Raw genomic sequence first — 13937 nt, 5'->3', positions numbered from 1 at the left:
TATCGGTGCAGCGCGATTTGCCCCGCACCAATATGGAACGCCGGTCGGGATCCGCACAAATCTGTAACAAAACATCGGCCAGGCGGAGGGTTTGTATCTATGTGTATGGCTCAAGGGCGCGGGCCGAAAAGCGTAAGCCCCGATGCCAGAAGGTATTCCCGCCAAAATCCGCCCGAATAAAAAATATTATTGAAATCAGGATTTACACTAGGTTCGCTTGTCTAGCGGTTTCTGTGGCTAACATTGTTACCAAGCCAGTTGTAACAAGCTCGCTGCTGGATCGTTAGTCGCACCGATGCCAGCTAAGAAATATCCGCGACTCTGCATAAGAGAGGAATATCATGGAAAAGACTCGTACACATCTAGCCCTTATCGCTATGGTTGCTTCAATGAGTCTGCTAGCCGCATGCTCGAAGGGCGAGGACACGAATCCACCGGCGGACGGCGCGCCGGGCATGGAAACCCCGGCCCCGGCCCCCGCGCCGGCTCCTGAACCCGCGCCCGGCACATCGCCCAGCGGCACTCCCGCTCCCGCACCGTCCTCCAGCGAAGGCAGCACAATGAAAGAGTCCGCCAAGCAGGCGGCCAACACCATCTCCGACAAAGCGGTCGAGTTGAAGGACAGCGCTGCTGAAAAGGCCGGCCAGATGGGCGATGCCATCAAGGAAGGCGCGGCCAAGGCCGACCAGGCCATTCAGGATTCGATCGGCAGCAAGCAGGCCGACGGGACCACAACCACTCCGTCCACCGAAACCAAGCCCTGAACGGGTTTGCCTGACATGATGCGTCGCGATTGCGGCGGATAGACGGCAAAACGAGCCTTCAGGGGCTCGTTTTTTTATTACACTACAGGCTGACGTCCACGGAGAGTGCCATGATTAACCGCAGCGATTGGTTTGAAGACTTTCAGAAAAACATGTCCGAGCTCATCGCCAAGAGCCCGGCCGCCGATATCGAGCGCAATGTCAAGGCCATGATGGCGCAAACCTTCGCCCGCATGGACCTGATCACCCGCGAGGAATTCGACGTCCAGGCGCAGCTATTGGAGCGGGCCATGGCACGGATCACGGCCCTGGAGTCCAGGGTCCAGGCACTGGAAGGCCGGCCCGACACGCCATTGCAAGCCGGCTCCACCACCGGTCCGGTCTAGGCGGGACGATCCGGCGGGCCGGCAGCCGCTTGCGATCAATCCATCGGCAAGCCGGGCCGGCCGGTACAAAATTTGCTTGCCCTTCAGGTTCGATCCTATTCAAGCTGGAGGAAGGCGGTGGACATCACTGATCAAGCATTGCCCAGGAGGCTGCGCATCCTGACCTGGCATGTTCACGGGAATTATCTGTATTCCTTGTCGCAGGTGCCTCACGATTTCGTGATTCCCGTGCGCGGTGACGGCATGCCGGGCTATTCGCCGCTGGGGGGAAAAATTCCCTGGGGCAAGAACATCACGGAGATCCCGGCCGAGGAAATCGCCACGCAAGAGTTCGACTGCGTTATCTATCAGTCCAGAACCGCCTACGAGGAAGACGCGCCCCTGCTGCTTACCGCCGCGCAACGGGCTTTGCCCAGCATTTATATCGAACACGATCCGCCGCGTCCCTACCCGGTGGATACCGTGCATTGCTTCCGGCATGATTGCGGTGTGCTGGTGCATGTGACGCACTACAACGCCCTTAATTGGGACGCCGGCGACATGCCGACGCGTGTGATTGAACATGGCGTGCCCGTCGATCCCAGTGTTTCATACACCGGCGAGCGGGCGGCGGGCATCACGGTGATCAACGGCTTGCCCGGACGGAGACGGCGCATGGGAGCGGATCTGTTTGCCTGGAGCCGCCAGCGCGTTCCGCTGGACCTGATCGGCATGCAGAGCGAACAGATGGGCGGCCTGGGCGAAGTCTCCAATTTGAGTGTCGCCGCGATGATGGCGCCATATCGGTTTTTCTACACGCCTATCCGGTACACCAGCCTGGGCCTGGCACTGGTGGAGGCCATGCTGATCGGCATGCCTATAGTGGGCGTTGCGGCAACGGAGCTGCCCACCGTCATCGTCAACGGCGAAAACGGTTTTGTGCACACGGACAAGGATTTGATCGTCGATGTCATGCGGCGGTTGATAGCCGATCCGGAGCTTGCACGCCGCTGGGGCGAGGCGGGGCGCCAGACCGCGATGCGGCGCTTCGGCATGGACCGATACATTGCGGACTGGCTGGACGTGATAGAGCAGGTGACTGCCGGTCGGGGTGTTATGGCCGCCACCGCCGCCGCGCCGTAATCACCTCCCCAAGTGCGGCGCATTCCGCAGGGTAGTAGCCGCCTGCGATCAATCCATCCTCGGAGCCTTCCCCGCACAAGTTCCAGCGCCATACTGGCGGCTGATGGATACTTGGCGGGGTGTTTCATGTCTCTAGCGGTCTTGGCAAGCCGGGCGCTGTGCGGCCTTCAGGCTTACGCGGTGCGCGTCGAAGTCCACGTCGGGCATGGCCTGCCGGCATTCCATGTGGTCGGCTTGCCCGACGCGGGCGTGCGCGAAAGCCGCGAGCGGGTGCGTTCGGCCATAGTCAGCAGCGGCTTCGAATTTCCCGCCGGCCGCATCACGGTCAATCTGGCGCCGGCCGACCTGCCTAAAGAGTCCGGGCGCTACGATCTGCCCATTGCGCTGGGCGTGCTCCTGGCGTCGGGCCAGGTCCAGCCCGATGGCGCGGCCGGCTCTCAACCCGACTTGCAGGACTATGTCTTTGCCGGCGAGCTTTCGCTGACCGGCGCCATTGTTTCGGTCGGGGCGCCTTTGGCCATCGCGCTGGCCGTCGCGCGCGGCGAGCCAGGCGCCATCCTGGTGCTGCCGGCCGATTCCGCCCCGATGGCTGCAAGAGTCCCCGGCCTGACCGTTCTGGCGGTGGGCAGCCTTGCGGATGCCGTAAGCCATTTCGCGGGCGGTCAGCCCTTGCCCATTGCCGTGCCCGCGCCGCAGCCCGCGGCGGGAAGCGCCGCTCCCTGCCTGTCCGATGTGCGTGGACAGTCGGCGGCGCGCCGGGCGCTGGAGATCGCTGCGGCCGGAGGGCACAGCCTGCTGATGTCCGGCCCGCCAGGTACGGGCAAAAGCATGCTGGCGCATCGGCTGCCCGGCCTGCTTCCGCCGCTGGATCCAGAGCAAGTGCTGGAGGTCGCGGCGCTGGCGGGCCTGGGCGGGCGGGATCAGGTCTGTTCCGATCTGCCGCCTTTCAGATCCCCCCATCACACGGCTTCCGTGCCGGCGCTGGTGGGCGGAGGCGCTCACCCCAGGCCGGGGGAAATCAGCCTGGCGCATCACGGCGTGCTTTTTCTGGATGAACTGCCCGAGTTCCAGCGCCGGGTGCTGGAGTCTTTGCGCGAGCCGCTGGAAACCGGCTGCGTATCCATAGCCAGGTCGTCGCGCACTTTGACCTTTCCCGCGGCCTTCCAGTTGGTGGCCGCCATGAATCCCTGTCCTTGCGGATGGCTGGGGCATAAACGGAAGAACTGCCGATGCACACCCGACATGATCGAGGCCTATCGCAACAAGCTATCCGGTCCCCTGCTGGACAGGGTGGATCTGCAAATAGCCTTGCCGCCGGCGGAGCCGGGCTGGATGGACCTTCCTCAAGGCGAAGCCTCCGAGCCCGTCCGCATCCGCGTTCAACGCTGCCGCGCCCGGCAGTGGAAGCGGCAAAAAACCACCAATGCCCGGCTCGGGGCTGATGAGATACGGCATTACTGTCCGTTGGACGATGATGGCAGAAAGCTGCTGGGCCAAGCCATGGAGCGCTGGAGCTGGTCGGCGCGCGTCATGCATCGCAGCTTGCGCGTGGCGCGCACCTTGGCGGACATGGCGGGGCAGGACGGCATAACTGCGTTGCATATCGCCGAGGCTATTCAGTACCGGCAGCCCTGGGGCTGATTCCGCCCGCTTGCCCGATATTGGCGCATCCGCCCGGAATCGGGCGCGGCTCGCCTCATTGCGAGGCGTCAAGGCGGGCATAAGGGGCGCGCAGGCTTTGCCGGGGGATGTTTCGATCCTTTGAAATCTGGCATGGGATTTGCGTTTGGAAACATTGATCCACTGTCCGTCAATGTCATCCAAGGAGCATTTCATGGTTCGTTCCACTCTTTCGCTATCGGTAGTCGTCCTGGGTCTGCTCGCCGCCGCCAATGCGGGCGCGCAAGCGGCCAATGACCCCGCGGCCGGCACTCCCGCGCCTCAGTCCGATTTCACCCTTAGCGCCAACGTGTCGCTGGCCAGCCAGTATCGCTATCGCGGACTGATGCAAAGCAACAACAAGCCGGCGATCCAGGGTGGATTCGACCTGAAGCATGCCAGCGGCTTCTACGTGGGAAACTGGAATTCCAGCATAAGCTGGCTTTCCGATGCCGATCCCGATGTGTCGTCGTCGGTCGAAATGGATTTCTACGCGGGATACACGCGTCAAATCTGGGGTGATTTGTCCGTCGATGTCGGGGTGTTGCATTACTATTACCCGGGCAGCTATCCGTCCGGATTCACCAAGCCGGACACCACCGAGGGCTATCTGGGATTGGGCTACGGGCCGGTAACGTTCAAGTATTCCCATTCGTTCACGAACCTTTTCGGCGTGCCCGATTCCAAGAATAGCCAGTATTACGATCTTTCCGGCAGCTTCCCCACCGGCGTGTGGGGGCTGGCGCTGAACGCGCACGTGGGCTATCAGAAGGTCAGAAATCTGGACGATGGCTCGTACACGGATTGGTCGGTGGGCCTCAAGAAAGAATGGGATGGTGGCTTTACAGCAACACTGGCTTATGTGGATACGAACGCCGACCGAAACGTCTATACCAGCGCCAAGGGCAAGTATTTGGGGCGCTCCGCGGCGATCCTGACCCTATCCAAGGCTTTTTAGGGAGGAAGGGCGCGTCGCTCCTTCAGCGTCCCGGCCTGGGCTGGCCGTTTCCGCCTGGCCGGAGGGCGGCGCTTTGGGCGCCGCCTTTCCATACCCGGGCCTCTACGCGCGTTAGACAAACGCCGGGAATTCATCATATAATCAAGGGCTTTTCCAGCTTCCCCCAAGCGGGGGACTTGAGTAAGCGGTGGCGGGCCACAACAAAACCGTGGTGGCGCCACAGTAGTACAACCAGAAGTGGGTGTCGGGTCTTGCAAGCGCAGCCAGTATTTTGCCGCCAAAGCCAGGTGTTTTGGCCGGTTCGGGTGCCACCTGCATTCATAATTTAATAACAGAGTTACATCATGCCTAAGATGAAAACCAAGAAAGGCGCTGCGAAGCGCTTTAAGGTTCGCGGTAGCGGGTCTATCAAGCGGGGCCAAGCGTTCAAGCGCCACATCCTCACCAAGAAAACAACCAAGAACAAGCGCCAGTTGCGCGGTTCTGCCGCGGTGCACGACGCAGACGTCGCCTCGGTCAAGGCAATGATGCCTTTCGCTTGATTACCGGAGATCTACTATGCCTCGCGTAAAACGCGGCGTTACTGCCCGTGCTCGTCACAAAAAAGTTATCAAAGCAGCAAAAGGTTATCGCGGCCGCCGCGGTAATGTATTCCGCATCGCCAAACAGGCGGTAATGAAGGCTGGGCAATATGCCTACCGCGATCGCCGCAACAAGAAGCGCACCTTCCGCGCTCTGTGGATCACCCGCATCAACGCGGCCTGCCGCGAGCTGGGTGTTTCGTACAGCGTGTTTATCGCCGGCACGAAAAAAGCCTCGATTGAACTGGATCGCAAAGTACTGGCCGACATGGCCGTAAACGATAAAGCCGGCTTCGCAGCCGTGGTTGCCCAAGCCAAATCCGCTTTGGCTGCTTGATCGAATTCGATTCTGTATTGCTGCAAACGGGGCTCTTTGGGGCTCCGTTTGTATTTGGAAAAGCGACACTATGACTCCTCCGGTTGACGACCTGCTTGCACAGGCCAAAGAACAGTTTGCCCAGGCCAGCGACGCCGCGGCACTTGAAAACGCCAAGGCGAAATTTCTGGGCAAGCAGGGCGCGTTGACCGCCTTGCTCAAAGGCCTGGCGCAACTGGGCCCCGAGCAGAAGAAGGCCGAAGGGGCCCGCATCAATCAGTTGAAGCAGCAGATCGAAGGCCTGCTGAACGATAGGCGCGCCCAGATGGCGCAAGCGGAGCTGGACAAGCGCCTGGCCGCCGAGACCATCGATGTCAGCCTGCCCGGCCGAGGCCGCGCTTTCGGCGGCATCCATCCGGTCATCCACACCTGGCAGCGTGTCGAGGCCATTTTCCGCTCCATCGGTTTCGACGTGGCCGACGGCCCCGAAATCGAAAACGACTGGACCAATTTCACCGCCCTGAACAATCCCGAGAACCATCCCGCGCGTTCCATGCAGGATACCTTCTACGTCGATATGCAGGACGACAAGGGGCTGCCTTTGCTGCTGCGCACGCACACCAGCCCCATGCAGGTGCGATACGCGCGCATGCACAAGCCGCCCATCAAGGTCATTGCCCCGGGGCGCACTTATCGCGTCGACAGCGACGCCACCCATTCCCCCATGTTCCACCAAGTCGAAGGGCTGTGGATAGCCGAAGACATTTCCTTCGCCGACCTGAAGGGCGTGTATACCGATTTCCTGCGGGCGTTTTTTGAAACGGACGATCTGTCGGTGCGCTTCCGTCCCTCGTTCTTCCCGTTCACCGAACCGTCCGCCGAGATCGACATGATGTTCACCTCGGGCCCCAACCAGGGGCGCTGGCTGGAAATCTCGGGCTCGGGCCAGGTGCATCCGGAAGTCGTGCGCAATTTCGGGCTGGATCCCGAACGCTACATCGGCTTCGCCTTCGGTTCCGGCCTGGAGCGCCTGACCATGCTGCGTTACGGCGTCAACGACCTGCGCCAGTTCTTTGAAGGCGACTTGCGTTTCCTGCGCCAGTTCAACCGCTGAACCCTATTTAGAAAGCGGGCGGCGCCGACTTCCGGCGGCGGCCCGCTTAGCCGCAACACGAATCCGACGAGTACATTATGCAATTTCCCGAGTCCTGGCTACGCGCGTTTGTCAATCCCGATCTGGATACCGATGCCTTGTCGCATCGCCTGACCATGGCGGGTCTGGAAGTCGAAGAGACCGAATCGGCCGCTCCGCCGTTCAGCGGCGTGGTGGTTGCGCATATTGTCGAAATCGAGCCGCATCCCAATGCCGACAAGTTGCGCGTCTGCAAGGTCGACGACGGATCGGGCGCCTTGCTGCAGATCGTGTGCGGCGCGCCCAACGCGGCGGCGGGCCTGAAGGTGCCGCTGGCCCGCATCGGCGCGCAGCTGCCCGGCGGCATGAAGATAGCCGCCGCCAAGATGCGCGGCGTCGAATCGGCGGGCATGCTGTGCTCGGCGCGCGAGCTGGGCCTGTCTCAGGATCACGCCGGCCTTTTGGAGCTGGACGGCGATGCGCCGGTGGGGGCGTCGCTGCGCGATGCGCTGGATCTGGACGACACCCTGTTCACGCTCAAGCTAACGCCCAACCGGGCTGACTGTCTGTCCATCCTGGGGGTCGCCCGCGAGGTATCGGCGCTGACCGGTGCCGCGCTGACGCTGCCCGCCTACGAGCCGGTTCCGGTCTCGCTGGACGACCGTCTTGCGGTCAAGGTGCAAGCTCCCGATCTGTGCGGCCGTTTCGCCGGCCGTATCCTGCGCGGCGTGAACGCCAGGGCGCAGACGCCTTCCTGGATGAAAGACCGCCTGGAGCGCGCGGGCCAGCGCCCGATCTCGGCACTGGTCGATATTTCCAATTACGTCATGCTGGAGCTGGGTCGGCCGACCCATGTATTTGACTTGAAGCGCATACAGGGCGGCCTGACCGTGCGCTGGGCCAAGCCGGGCGAGCAACTGGAGCTGCTGAACGGCCAGACCGTCCAGCTGGAGCCCGATGTGGGCGTGATCGTGACCGGAGATGCGGTGGAGAGCCTGGCCGGCATCATGGGCGGGGAGGCCACGGCGGTTACCCTGGACACGACCGACATTTTCCTGGAAGGCGCCTTCTGGTGGCCCGAGGCCATCATGGGCCGCGCCCGCCGCTACAAGTTCAGTTCCGAGGCCAGCCATCGTTTCGAGCGCGGGGTGGACTTCCAGTCCATCACCGAGCATCTGGAACGCATGACCCGCTTGATCATCGATATCTGCGGCGGGCAGGCCGGCCCGCTGGACGACCAGATCGTCAACATGCCTGAGCGCAAGCCTGTGAACATGAGGCTGGACCGCTGCCACCGCGTCCTGGGCGTGCCCGTGGCGCGTCAGGAGGTGGAAGAAATCTTCACCCGCCTGGGCCTGCCGTTTACCGTCAAGGACGATGTCTTCACCGTCCAGCCTCCTTCGTACCGCTTCGATCTGTTCATCGAGGAAGATCTTATCGAAGAGGTGGCGCGCGTTTACGGCTTCGAACGCATTCCGGACCTGCCTCCGCGGGCGCGCGCAACAATGCGCGTCGATCCGGAAACACTGCGCGGACCGCATGCCTTGCGCGGCCGCATGGCCAGCCTGGATTACCAGGAGGTCATCAATTTCGCTTTTGTCGAAGAAGCCTGGGAGCGCGACCTGGCGGGCAATACCGACCCCATCAGGCTGCTCAACCCCATTGCCAGCCAACTGGCGGTGATGCGCTCCAGCCTTATCGGCGGCCTGCTGGCCAATATCGTCCATAACGCCAATCGCAAGCAGAGCCGTGTGCGCGTTTTCGAGCTGGGACGGGTATTCGCGCGCGACGCCGCTGTGGCCGACGGCCCTCTTGCGGTTGCCGGTGTGCGCCAGCCGCAGCATCTGGCGGGCGCCGCCTGGGGGCCGGCGCACGAAGAGCAATGGGGCGTGCCCACCCGGCAGGTCGACTTCTATGATGTAAAAAAAGATGTGGAGGCCTTGCTTGGCGAGCAGGCGCGCCGGCTGGCGTGCATCGCCGCCGCGCACCCGGCGCTGCATCCCGGCCGCTCGGCGCGGCTGGAGCTCGACGGCAAGGCCATTGGATGGATAGGCGAGCTTCATCCGCGCTGGGCCCAGCAGTGCGACCTGGCGCATGCGCCGGTGGTATTCGAGCTGGATGCCTCGGCCGTTTCCATAACGGACCTGCCGGCGCCTGCCGAACTGTCCCGCCAGCCCATCGTGATACGGGACTTGGCGGTCTGGGCCGGCCCGGATGTGTCGTATGGGGATTTGTTGGCTACACTTACGCAAACGATTCAATCTAATGCTACTCTTGGTATCGTCAAGGACATTAAACTATTCGATGTGTGGCGCGACAAATCGGCGCAAGCCGCCGAGAAAAGCATGGCTTTCCGTTTCTGGTTGCAAGACCGCGATGCCACGCTCGACGATGCCAAGGTAGAACAATGCCTCGCCCGGCTGCTGGAGGCACTGGTGAGCGCTCATGCAGTGCGCCAGCGCGCTTAAGGAGTAAAGACATCATGAATCCGGATCGCACCCTGACCAAAGCCGAGCTTGCGGAATTGCTGTTCGAGCGCGTCGGCCTGAACAAGCGTGAAGCCAAAGATATCGTCGATACCTTTTTCGAGGAAATACGCGATTCCCTGGCGCGCGGCGTCGAAGTCAAACTGTCGGGCTTCGGCAACTTCCAGGTCCGCGACAAGCCGCCTCGTCCGGGGCGCAATCCCAAGACCGGCGAAGTGATTCCCATTGCGGCGCGCCGGGTGGTCACGTTTCATGCCAGTCAGAAGCTGAAAAGCGTCGTCGAATTCGCCGGCAAGCCGGCCGCCGTTGCAGAATAGGAAAAACCTTGTCTTTTAACCGGCATAGAACCCGTCCATGAGCACTAGCGATAATCCTGTCACCTTGCCCCCCATTCCCGCCAAGCGTTATTTCACGATAGGCGAGGTCAGCGATCTATGCTGCGTCAAGCCCCATGTGCTGCGCTACTGGGAACAGGAGTTCACGCAGCTCAAGCCGGTCAAGCGCCGCGGCAACCGGCGTTACTACCAGCATCACGAAGTCCTGCTTATCCGCCGCATTCGCGATCTGCTGTACGAGCAGGGTTTCACCATCAGCGGCGCGCGCAACCGTCTGGGCGACTTGCACGACGTTCCCCATGATCAGGACGCGGCCGTGCGCCTTTCAGGCACCGAGCTGCAAGCCTTGCGCAACGATCTGGACGCCATACGAAGCATGCTGGCCGACGCATTGGGGAAAACAGGCTCCGAAACCGGGGAAAACGGTCAGTTCGATCTCTCCTGAATTCCACAAATTATTTCGCAACGTCAAATATAGTTAACGCGGCGCTAAAAGCTTGGACAAATCCGAGCCGCGAATTTACCGTAATGGGTACGAGTTTTAGGATGCGGGCCAATTCTGGCTTGTTTTCGATGCCTACCCTTTATGTCTCTAGTGCCACCCCTTACCGAGGCCGACGAGTCCGCTGATCAGTTTCTGATACGGACGGCCAAACATTATCTTTCCGCCAGGCTGGCGCAGCCGCCGCAGATGGGCGAGCTGGCGCAGGCCTTGGGCGTCAGCAAGAAGCGCATATCGGACGCGTTCCGCAATTCGCTGGGATTGACCGTGACCCAATTCCTGCGTGAAGAGCGCATGCGCATGGCGCGGCGCCTGTTGGTGCAGACATCCCTGGACATACAGACTATAGCGCTGGAGCTGGGCTTTTCCAGCTCCGCCAATTTTTCCAATGCCTTTCATGCCCATGTTGGCATGTCGCCATCGGACTTTCGCAAGACGGCGCCGCTGGAGTCCATTACGTCCCTTCAGGGCTCTTTGCAATGGAGTTCGCCGGGAGAGCTTTAGATTCATCGGATGTGGCGATAAAATCGGCGCATGCCCGCCGGTTTCTCTCGTTCGGGGGCGGGGTTTTACCGAACAGAAAAACAGGCACTCCATCATGACGCTCTCGGTATTCGATATTTTCAAGATAGGCATAGGCCCCTCCAGTTCCCATACTGTCGGTCCGATGCGCGCGGCGCGCAATTTCGCACGCACCTTGCAAGCCCGGAGTCTGCTGCCGCGCGTGACGGCGTTGACCGTGGACCTGTACGGTTCATTGGCGGAAACGGGACGCGGCCATGGCACCGACATGGGCATCACGCTGGGCCTGATGGGCGAGGCGCCCGATACCGTGGTGCCGGCCAGCATTTCTCAACTAATGGAACAGGTTCGGACCACCAAGCGGCTGCGTTTATGGGGATCACACGATATCGCCTTCGATCCGGAAAAAGCCTTTTCGTACCGGATCCGGCCCATGGCCGAGCATCCCAACGGCATGCGCTTCCAGGCCTTCGACTCCTCGGGCGCGCTATTGATCGCGGAGCGCTATGTGTCCATAGGCGGAGGCTTCATCCGTGCGCTCGATTCCCAGGAAACCGACGAGTCCGTGCCGCAGCACGAGCCCATGCCTTATCCGTTCTCGACCGGGGCGCAACTGCTCGAGTCCTGTGCCCGGACGGGCCTGTCCATTGCGCAGTTGATGATGGCCAACGAGTCTGTGCTGGCGCCCGCGGAACAAGTTCGGCGGGGTGTGTTGCATATCGCGGATGTCATGAATGCCTGCATCGATCGCGGTTGCGGCCGCGATAACGATCAGGCCGACCAGCTCCTGCCCGGCGGCCTGAAGGTGCGCCGCCGCGCGCCCGCCCTGTATCGCGAACTGCAGCGCGATACCGCCCGGAAAGACGTGCTGCATGCCATGGATTGGGTCAACCTTTTTGCCATGGCGGTCAACGAGGAGAACGCCGCCAGCGGGCGGGTGGTGACCGCGCCGACCAACGGTGCCGCCGGATTGCTGCCGGCGGTGCTGCGGTATTACCAGACTTTCATTCCGGAGCAGTCCGACGACGGCCGTGTCGACTTCCTGTTGACGGCGGCGGCGATAGGCTTTCTGTACAAGCAGAACGCTTCGATCTCGGGCGCCGAGGTCGGATGCCAGGGAGAAGTGGGGGTGGCCTGTTCCATGGCGGCGGCGGGGCTGGCGGCGGTCCTGGGCGGCACGCCGCAACAGGTCGAGAATGCGGCGGAAATCGGCATGGAGCATAACCTGGGCCTGACCTGCGACCCGATAGGAGGGCTGGTACAGATACCCTGTATAGAGCGCAACGCCATGGGTGCGGTCAAGGCCATCAACGCGGCCAGGCTGGCCTTGCAGGGCGATGGGCAGCACCATGTTTCCCTGGATGCCGTCATCGAGACCATGCGCCAGACCGGCGCGGACATGCGCAGCAAGTACAAGGAAACGTCGCGCGGCGGACTGGCGGTGAATGTGGTGCTTTGCTAGGCCGCTATCTGCTTTGCCGATGAGGCCCGGCCATGACGGGACACTAAGAGCTTCCCGCGGGCGGGGCGCTTGCACCCGCCGCGGGGCTGGGCGGCGGCCGCTTTCCAAACGTGACGACGCGGCCTATGAACAGGATGGGGCCGGTGGGGGCCGCGGTGGGCGAGCCCCCCGCCGGCTCCAGCGTCATTTCAAAGATCTGGTCGGGACTGACCTGGCCCATGAGCGCCGCCGGCACGGTGACCGGCTTGTTCGGATCGATAAGCCCCAGCGATCTGGGTTGCGGAAGATTCTTGTTATGGGTCCACAGCTGCACCGAGGCGTCGGCGGGAATGTCGCTGCGTACTTGCGGGTCCAGCAGCACATTCTGCTGCGGATCGATGGTCACGGTCCAGCCGGGCGTGGAGCTTTGGCCGGGCGCCTGCAATATGGCGGCCTGGGTCGGCGCGAGCTCGACGACGGTGACGGGCGGAGGCACGGGCTTGGCCGGCATCAGACCCAGGGCCAGCGCGATGGCGGCAAAAACCACGCTGGCGGCTCGCCATATCCAGATATTTCCCTGGGATATTCTTTCACGAGGCGCCGTCCTGGCTGGTGCCGCCGTCTTGGCAGCGGGGGCCGCCATGGCGGCGACAGTGTCCGCGGCGGGAGGAGGGGCGGCGGGGACTGCGCTAGTGCCGGCCGGTCCGGCGGCCATGGCGGTCAGGCTGCCGGTATTCTCCGGTGGCGGAAGAGCTGCGCTGGCCGTTGCCGGCGGCGTGTCGCTGGCATCGGGCTCGGATGGGCTGTCGGCCCTTGGAGCGGCCGATAGGCTGGGTTCGCTGCGTATCCGTTCAGTGGCTTGTTGCGCTTTTCGCTTCTTTGGCGCCGTCGTGTGGGCGTTGGGGGGTGGGGGCTCGCCGGGCGGGTTGTGCGCCGGCTTGCGGTATAGGCTCGATGGCCTTGGCGTAGTGTCGTGCCCCAGGCTGGTCTGTATCTTGGCCAGCAGCAGGGGCGACGGGTCCACCGGCGCCAACAGATCGGTCAGTTCCAGGAAGCGGCGTTCCCAGTCCAGGGCCTGCACGACGGCTTCGGCGTCCTGGCCCAGCAAGGCGTGCGCTTGCGCCATTTCTTGTGGATTCAGCAGGCCCAGCGTGTACTCGGCAATCAGTATGCCTTGGTCGTTGCGTGTCATGCCTGTTGCCGCTCCTGCATCGATTTCAGGGCGTCTTGCGTATGCTGGCGGACTTGTCCCGGCGAGGTCTTCAGGCGCGCAGCGATCTGTTCGTAGTTGTAGCCATTGTAGAAGGCCATGAGCAAGGGTTTGCGGCGTGATTCGTCCAGTGATGCGATGGTGTCCGCCACGCTGTGAGGTTCGGCCGACGCTCCGTCGCCCGGCAGGGTATCCGTCCATGAGCTGTCGCTGGAGCGCAGGCGGCCAGCCTGGCGCAAACGCCCAAGGGCGCGGTAGCGCGTGATGCTGTACATCCAGGCGCGAGCGCTGCCCATGATCGGATCGTAGCTGGCCGCGTTTTTCCAGATCAGGATGAATGCGTCTTGCACCAGGTCTTCTGCGCTGGAGCGTTGGCCAAGCATTTTAAGGCTCAGCGCCAGCATGCGCGGCGCCTCGTGCCGATACAGATTCTGGAACGCGTTCTGATCGCCGGCCGCGCAGGACAGTAGCGCGGCGTCGTAATCGAAAGGTGGAACAGCCATACATTCTCCGGTTTATCCCT

The 13937-nt window shown here is 62.4% G+C and carries 15 protein-coding genes; 13 read left to right on the top strand and 2 right to left on the bottom strand.

The window, feature by feature from the left end:
• The first annotated feature begins 389 nt into the window (after nt 1–389).
• From V0R37_RS14500 to V0R37_RS14440, 13 genes are all read left to right on the top strand, one after another.
• On the top strand, nt 390–764 hold the full coding sequence (locus V0R37_RS14500) for a hypothetical protein (protein ID WP_420375195.1): 375 nt from the start codon (nt 390–392) through the stop codon (nt 762–764).
• 110 nt (nt 765–874) lie between these two features.
• Nucleotides 875–1150, top strand: a complete 276-nt coding sequence (locus V0R37_RS14495; RefSeq protein WP_420375194.1) for an accessory factor UbiK family protein — start codon at nt 875–877, stop codon at nt 1148–1150.
• 117 nt (nt 1151–1267) lie between these two features.
• The gene (locus V0R37_RS14490) at nt 1268–2272 is read left to right on the top strand and encodes a glycosyltransferase (RefSeq protein WP_420375193.1); all 1005 of its coding nucleotides are present in this window, start codon (nt 1268–1270) and stop codon (nt 2270–2272) included.
• A 126-nt stretch (nt 2273–2398) separates the two neighbouring features.
• A complete protein-coding gene (locus tag V0R37_RS14485; protein ID WP_420375192.1) occupies nt 2399–3913 on the top strand; it encodes a YifB family Mg chelatase-like AAA ATPase in 1515 nt (504 codons plus the stop codon).
• Nucleotides 3914–4106: 193 nt separating this feature from the next.
• Nucleotides 4107–4889: a TorF family putative porin gene (locus tag V0R37_RS14480; protein ID WP_420375191.1), complete on the top strand. Its 783-nt coding sequence runs from the start codon at nt 4107–4109 to the stop codon at nt 4887–4889.
• A gap of 344 nt (nt 4890–5233) precedes the next feature.
• Nucleotides 5234–5431, top strand: coding sequence for a 50S ribosomal protein L35 (gene rpmI / locus V0R37_RS14475; RefSeq protein WP_264129066.1), 198 nt, complete (start codon nt 5234–5236; stop codon nt 5429–5431).
• 16 nt (nt 5432–5447) lie between these two features.
• Complete coding sequence (rplT, locus tag V0R37_RS14470) at nt 5448–5807, top strand: 50S ribosomal protein L20 (RefSeq protein WP_128354339.1); 360 nt, start codon at nt 5448–5450, stop codon at nt 5805–5807.
• 70 nt (nt 5808–5877) lie between these two features.
• Nucleotides 5878–6900, top strand: coding sequence for a phenylalanine--tRNA ligase subunit alpha (pheS, locus tag V0R37_RS14465; RefSeq protein ID WP_420375190.1), 1023 nt, complete (start codon nt 5878–5880; stop codon nt 6898–6900).
• A gap of 77 nt (nt 6901–6977) precedes the next feature.
• Complete coding sequence (pheT, locus tag V0R37_RS14460; RefSeq protein ID WP_420375189.1) at nt 6978–9386, top strand: phenylalanine--tRNA ligase subunit beta; 2409 nt, start codon at nt 6978–6980, stop codon at nt 9384–9386.
• Nucleotides 9387–9400: 14 nt separating this feature from the next.
• The gene (locus tag V0R37_RS14455; protein WP_420375188.1) at nt 9401–9721 is read left to right on the top strand and encodes an integration host factor subunit alpha; all 321 of its coding nucleotides are present in this window, start codon (nt 9401–9403) and stop codon (nt 9719–9721) included.
• Between the two features lie 37 nt (nt 9722–9758).
• The gene (locus V0R37_RS14450) at nt 9759–10184 is read left to right on the top strand and encodes a MerR family transcriptional regulator (protein ID WP_420375187.1); all 426 of its coding nucleotides are present in this window, start codon (nt 9759–9761) and stop codon (nt 10182–10184) included.
• Between the two features lie 141 nt (nt 10185–10325).
• Entirely contained in the window at nt 10326–10745 is a 420-nt protein-coding gene (locus tag V0R37_RS14445) for a helix-turn-helix domain-containing protein (protein WP_420375186.1), read from the top strand.
• Nucleotides 10746–10839: 94 nt separating this feature from the next.
• A complete protein-coding gene (locus V0R37_RS14440; RefSeq protein WP_420375185.1) occupies nt 10840–12225 on the top strand; it encodes an L-serine ammonia-lyase in 1386 nt (461 codons plus the stop codon).
• Between the two features lie 43 nt (nt 12226–12268).
• Here V0R37_RS14440 and V0R37_RS14435 read toward each other — a convergent pair whose 3' ends face one another.
• Nucleotides 12269–13396, bottom strand: a complete 1128-nt coding sequence (locus tag V0R37_RS14435) for an anti-sigma factor (protein ID WP_420375184.1) — start codon at nt 13394–13396, stop codon at nt 12269–12271.
• Nucleotides 13393–13917: a sigma-70 family RNA polymerase sigma factor gene (locus tag V0R37_RS14430; RefSeq protein WP_420375183.1), complete on the bottom strand. Its 525-nt coding sequence runs from the start codon at nt 13915–13917 to the stop codon at nt 13393–13395. Before V0R37_RS14430 ends, V0R37_RS14435 begins: the two co-directional genes overlap by 4 nt.
• Nucleotides 13918–13937 lie beyond the last annotated feature (20 nt).

The sequence above is a fragment of the Pollutimonas rozaliensis genome (assembly GCF_048751585.1).
Taxonomy (GTDB): Bacteria; Pseudomonadota; Gammaproteobacteria; order Burkholderiales; family Burkholderiaceae_B.
This window is presented reverse-complemented; position numbering and strand designations above follow the sequence as displayed.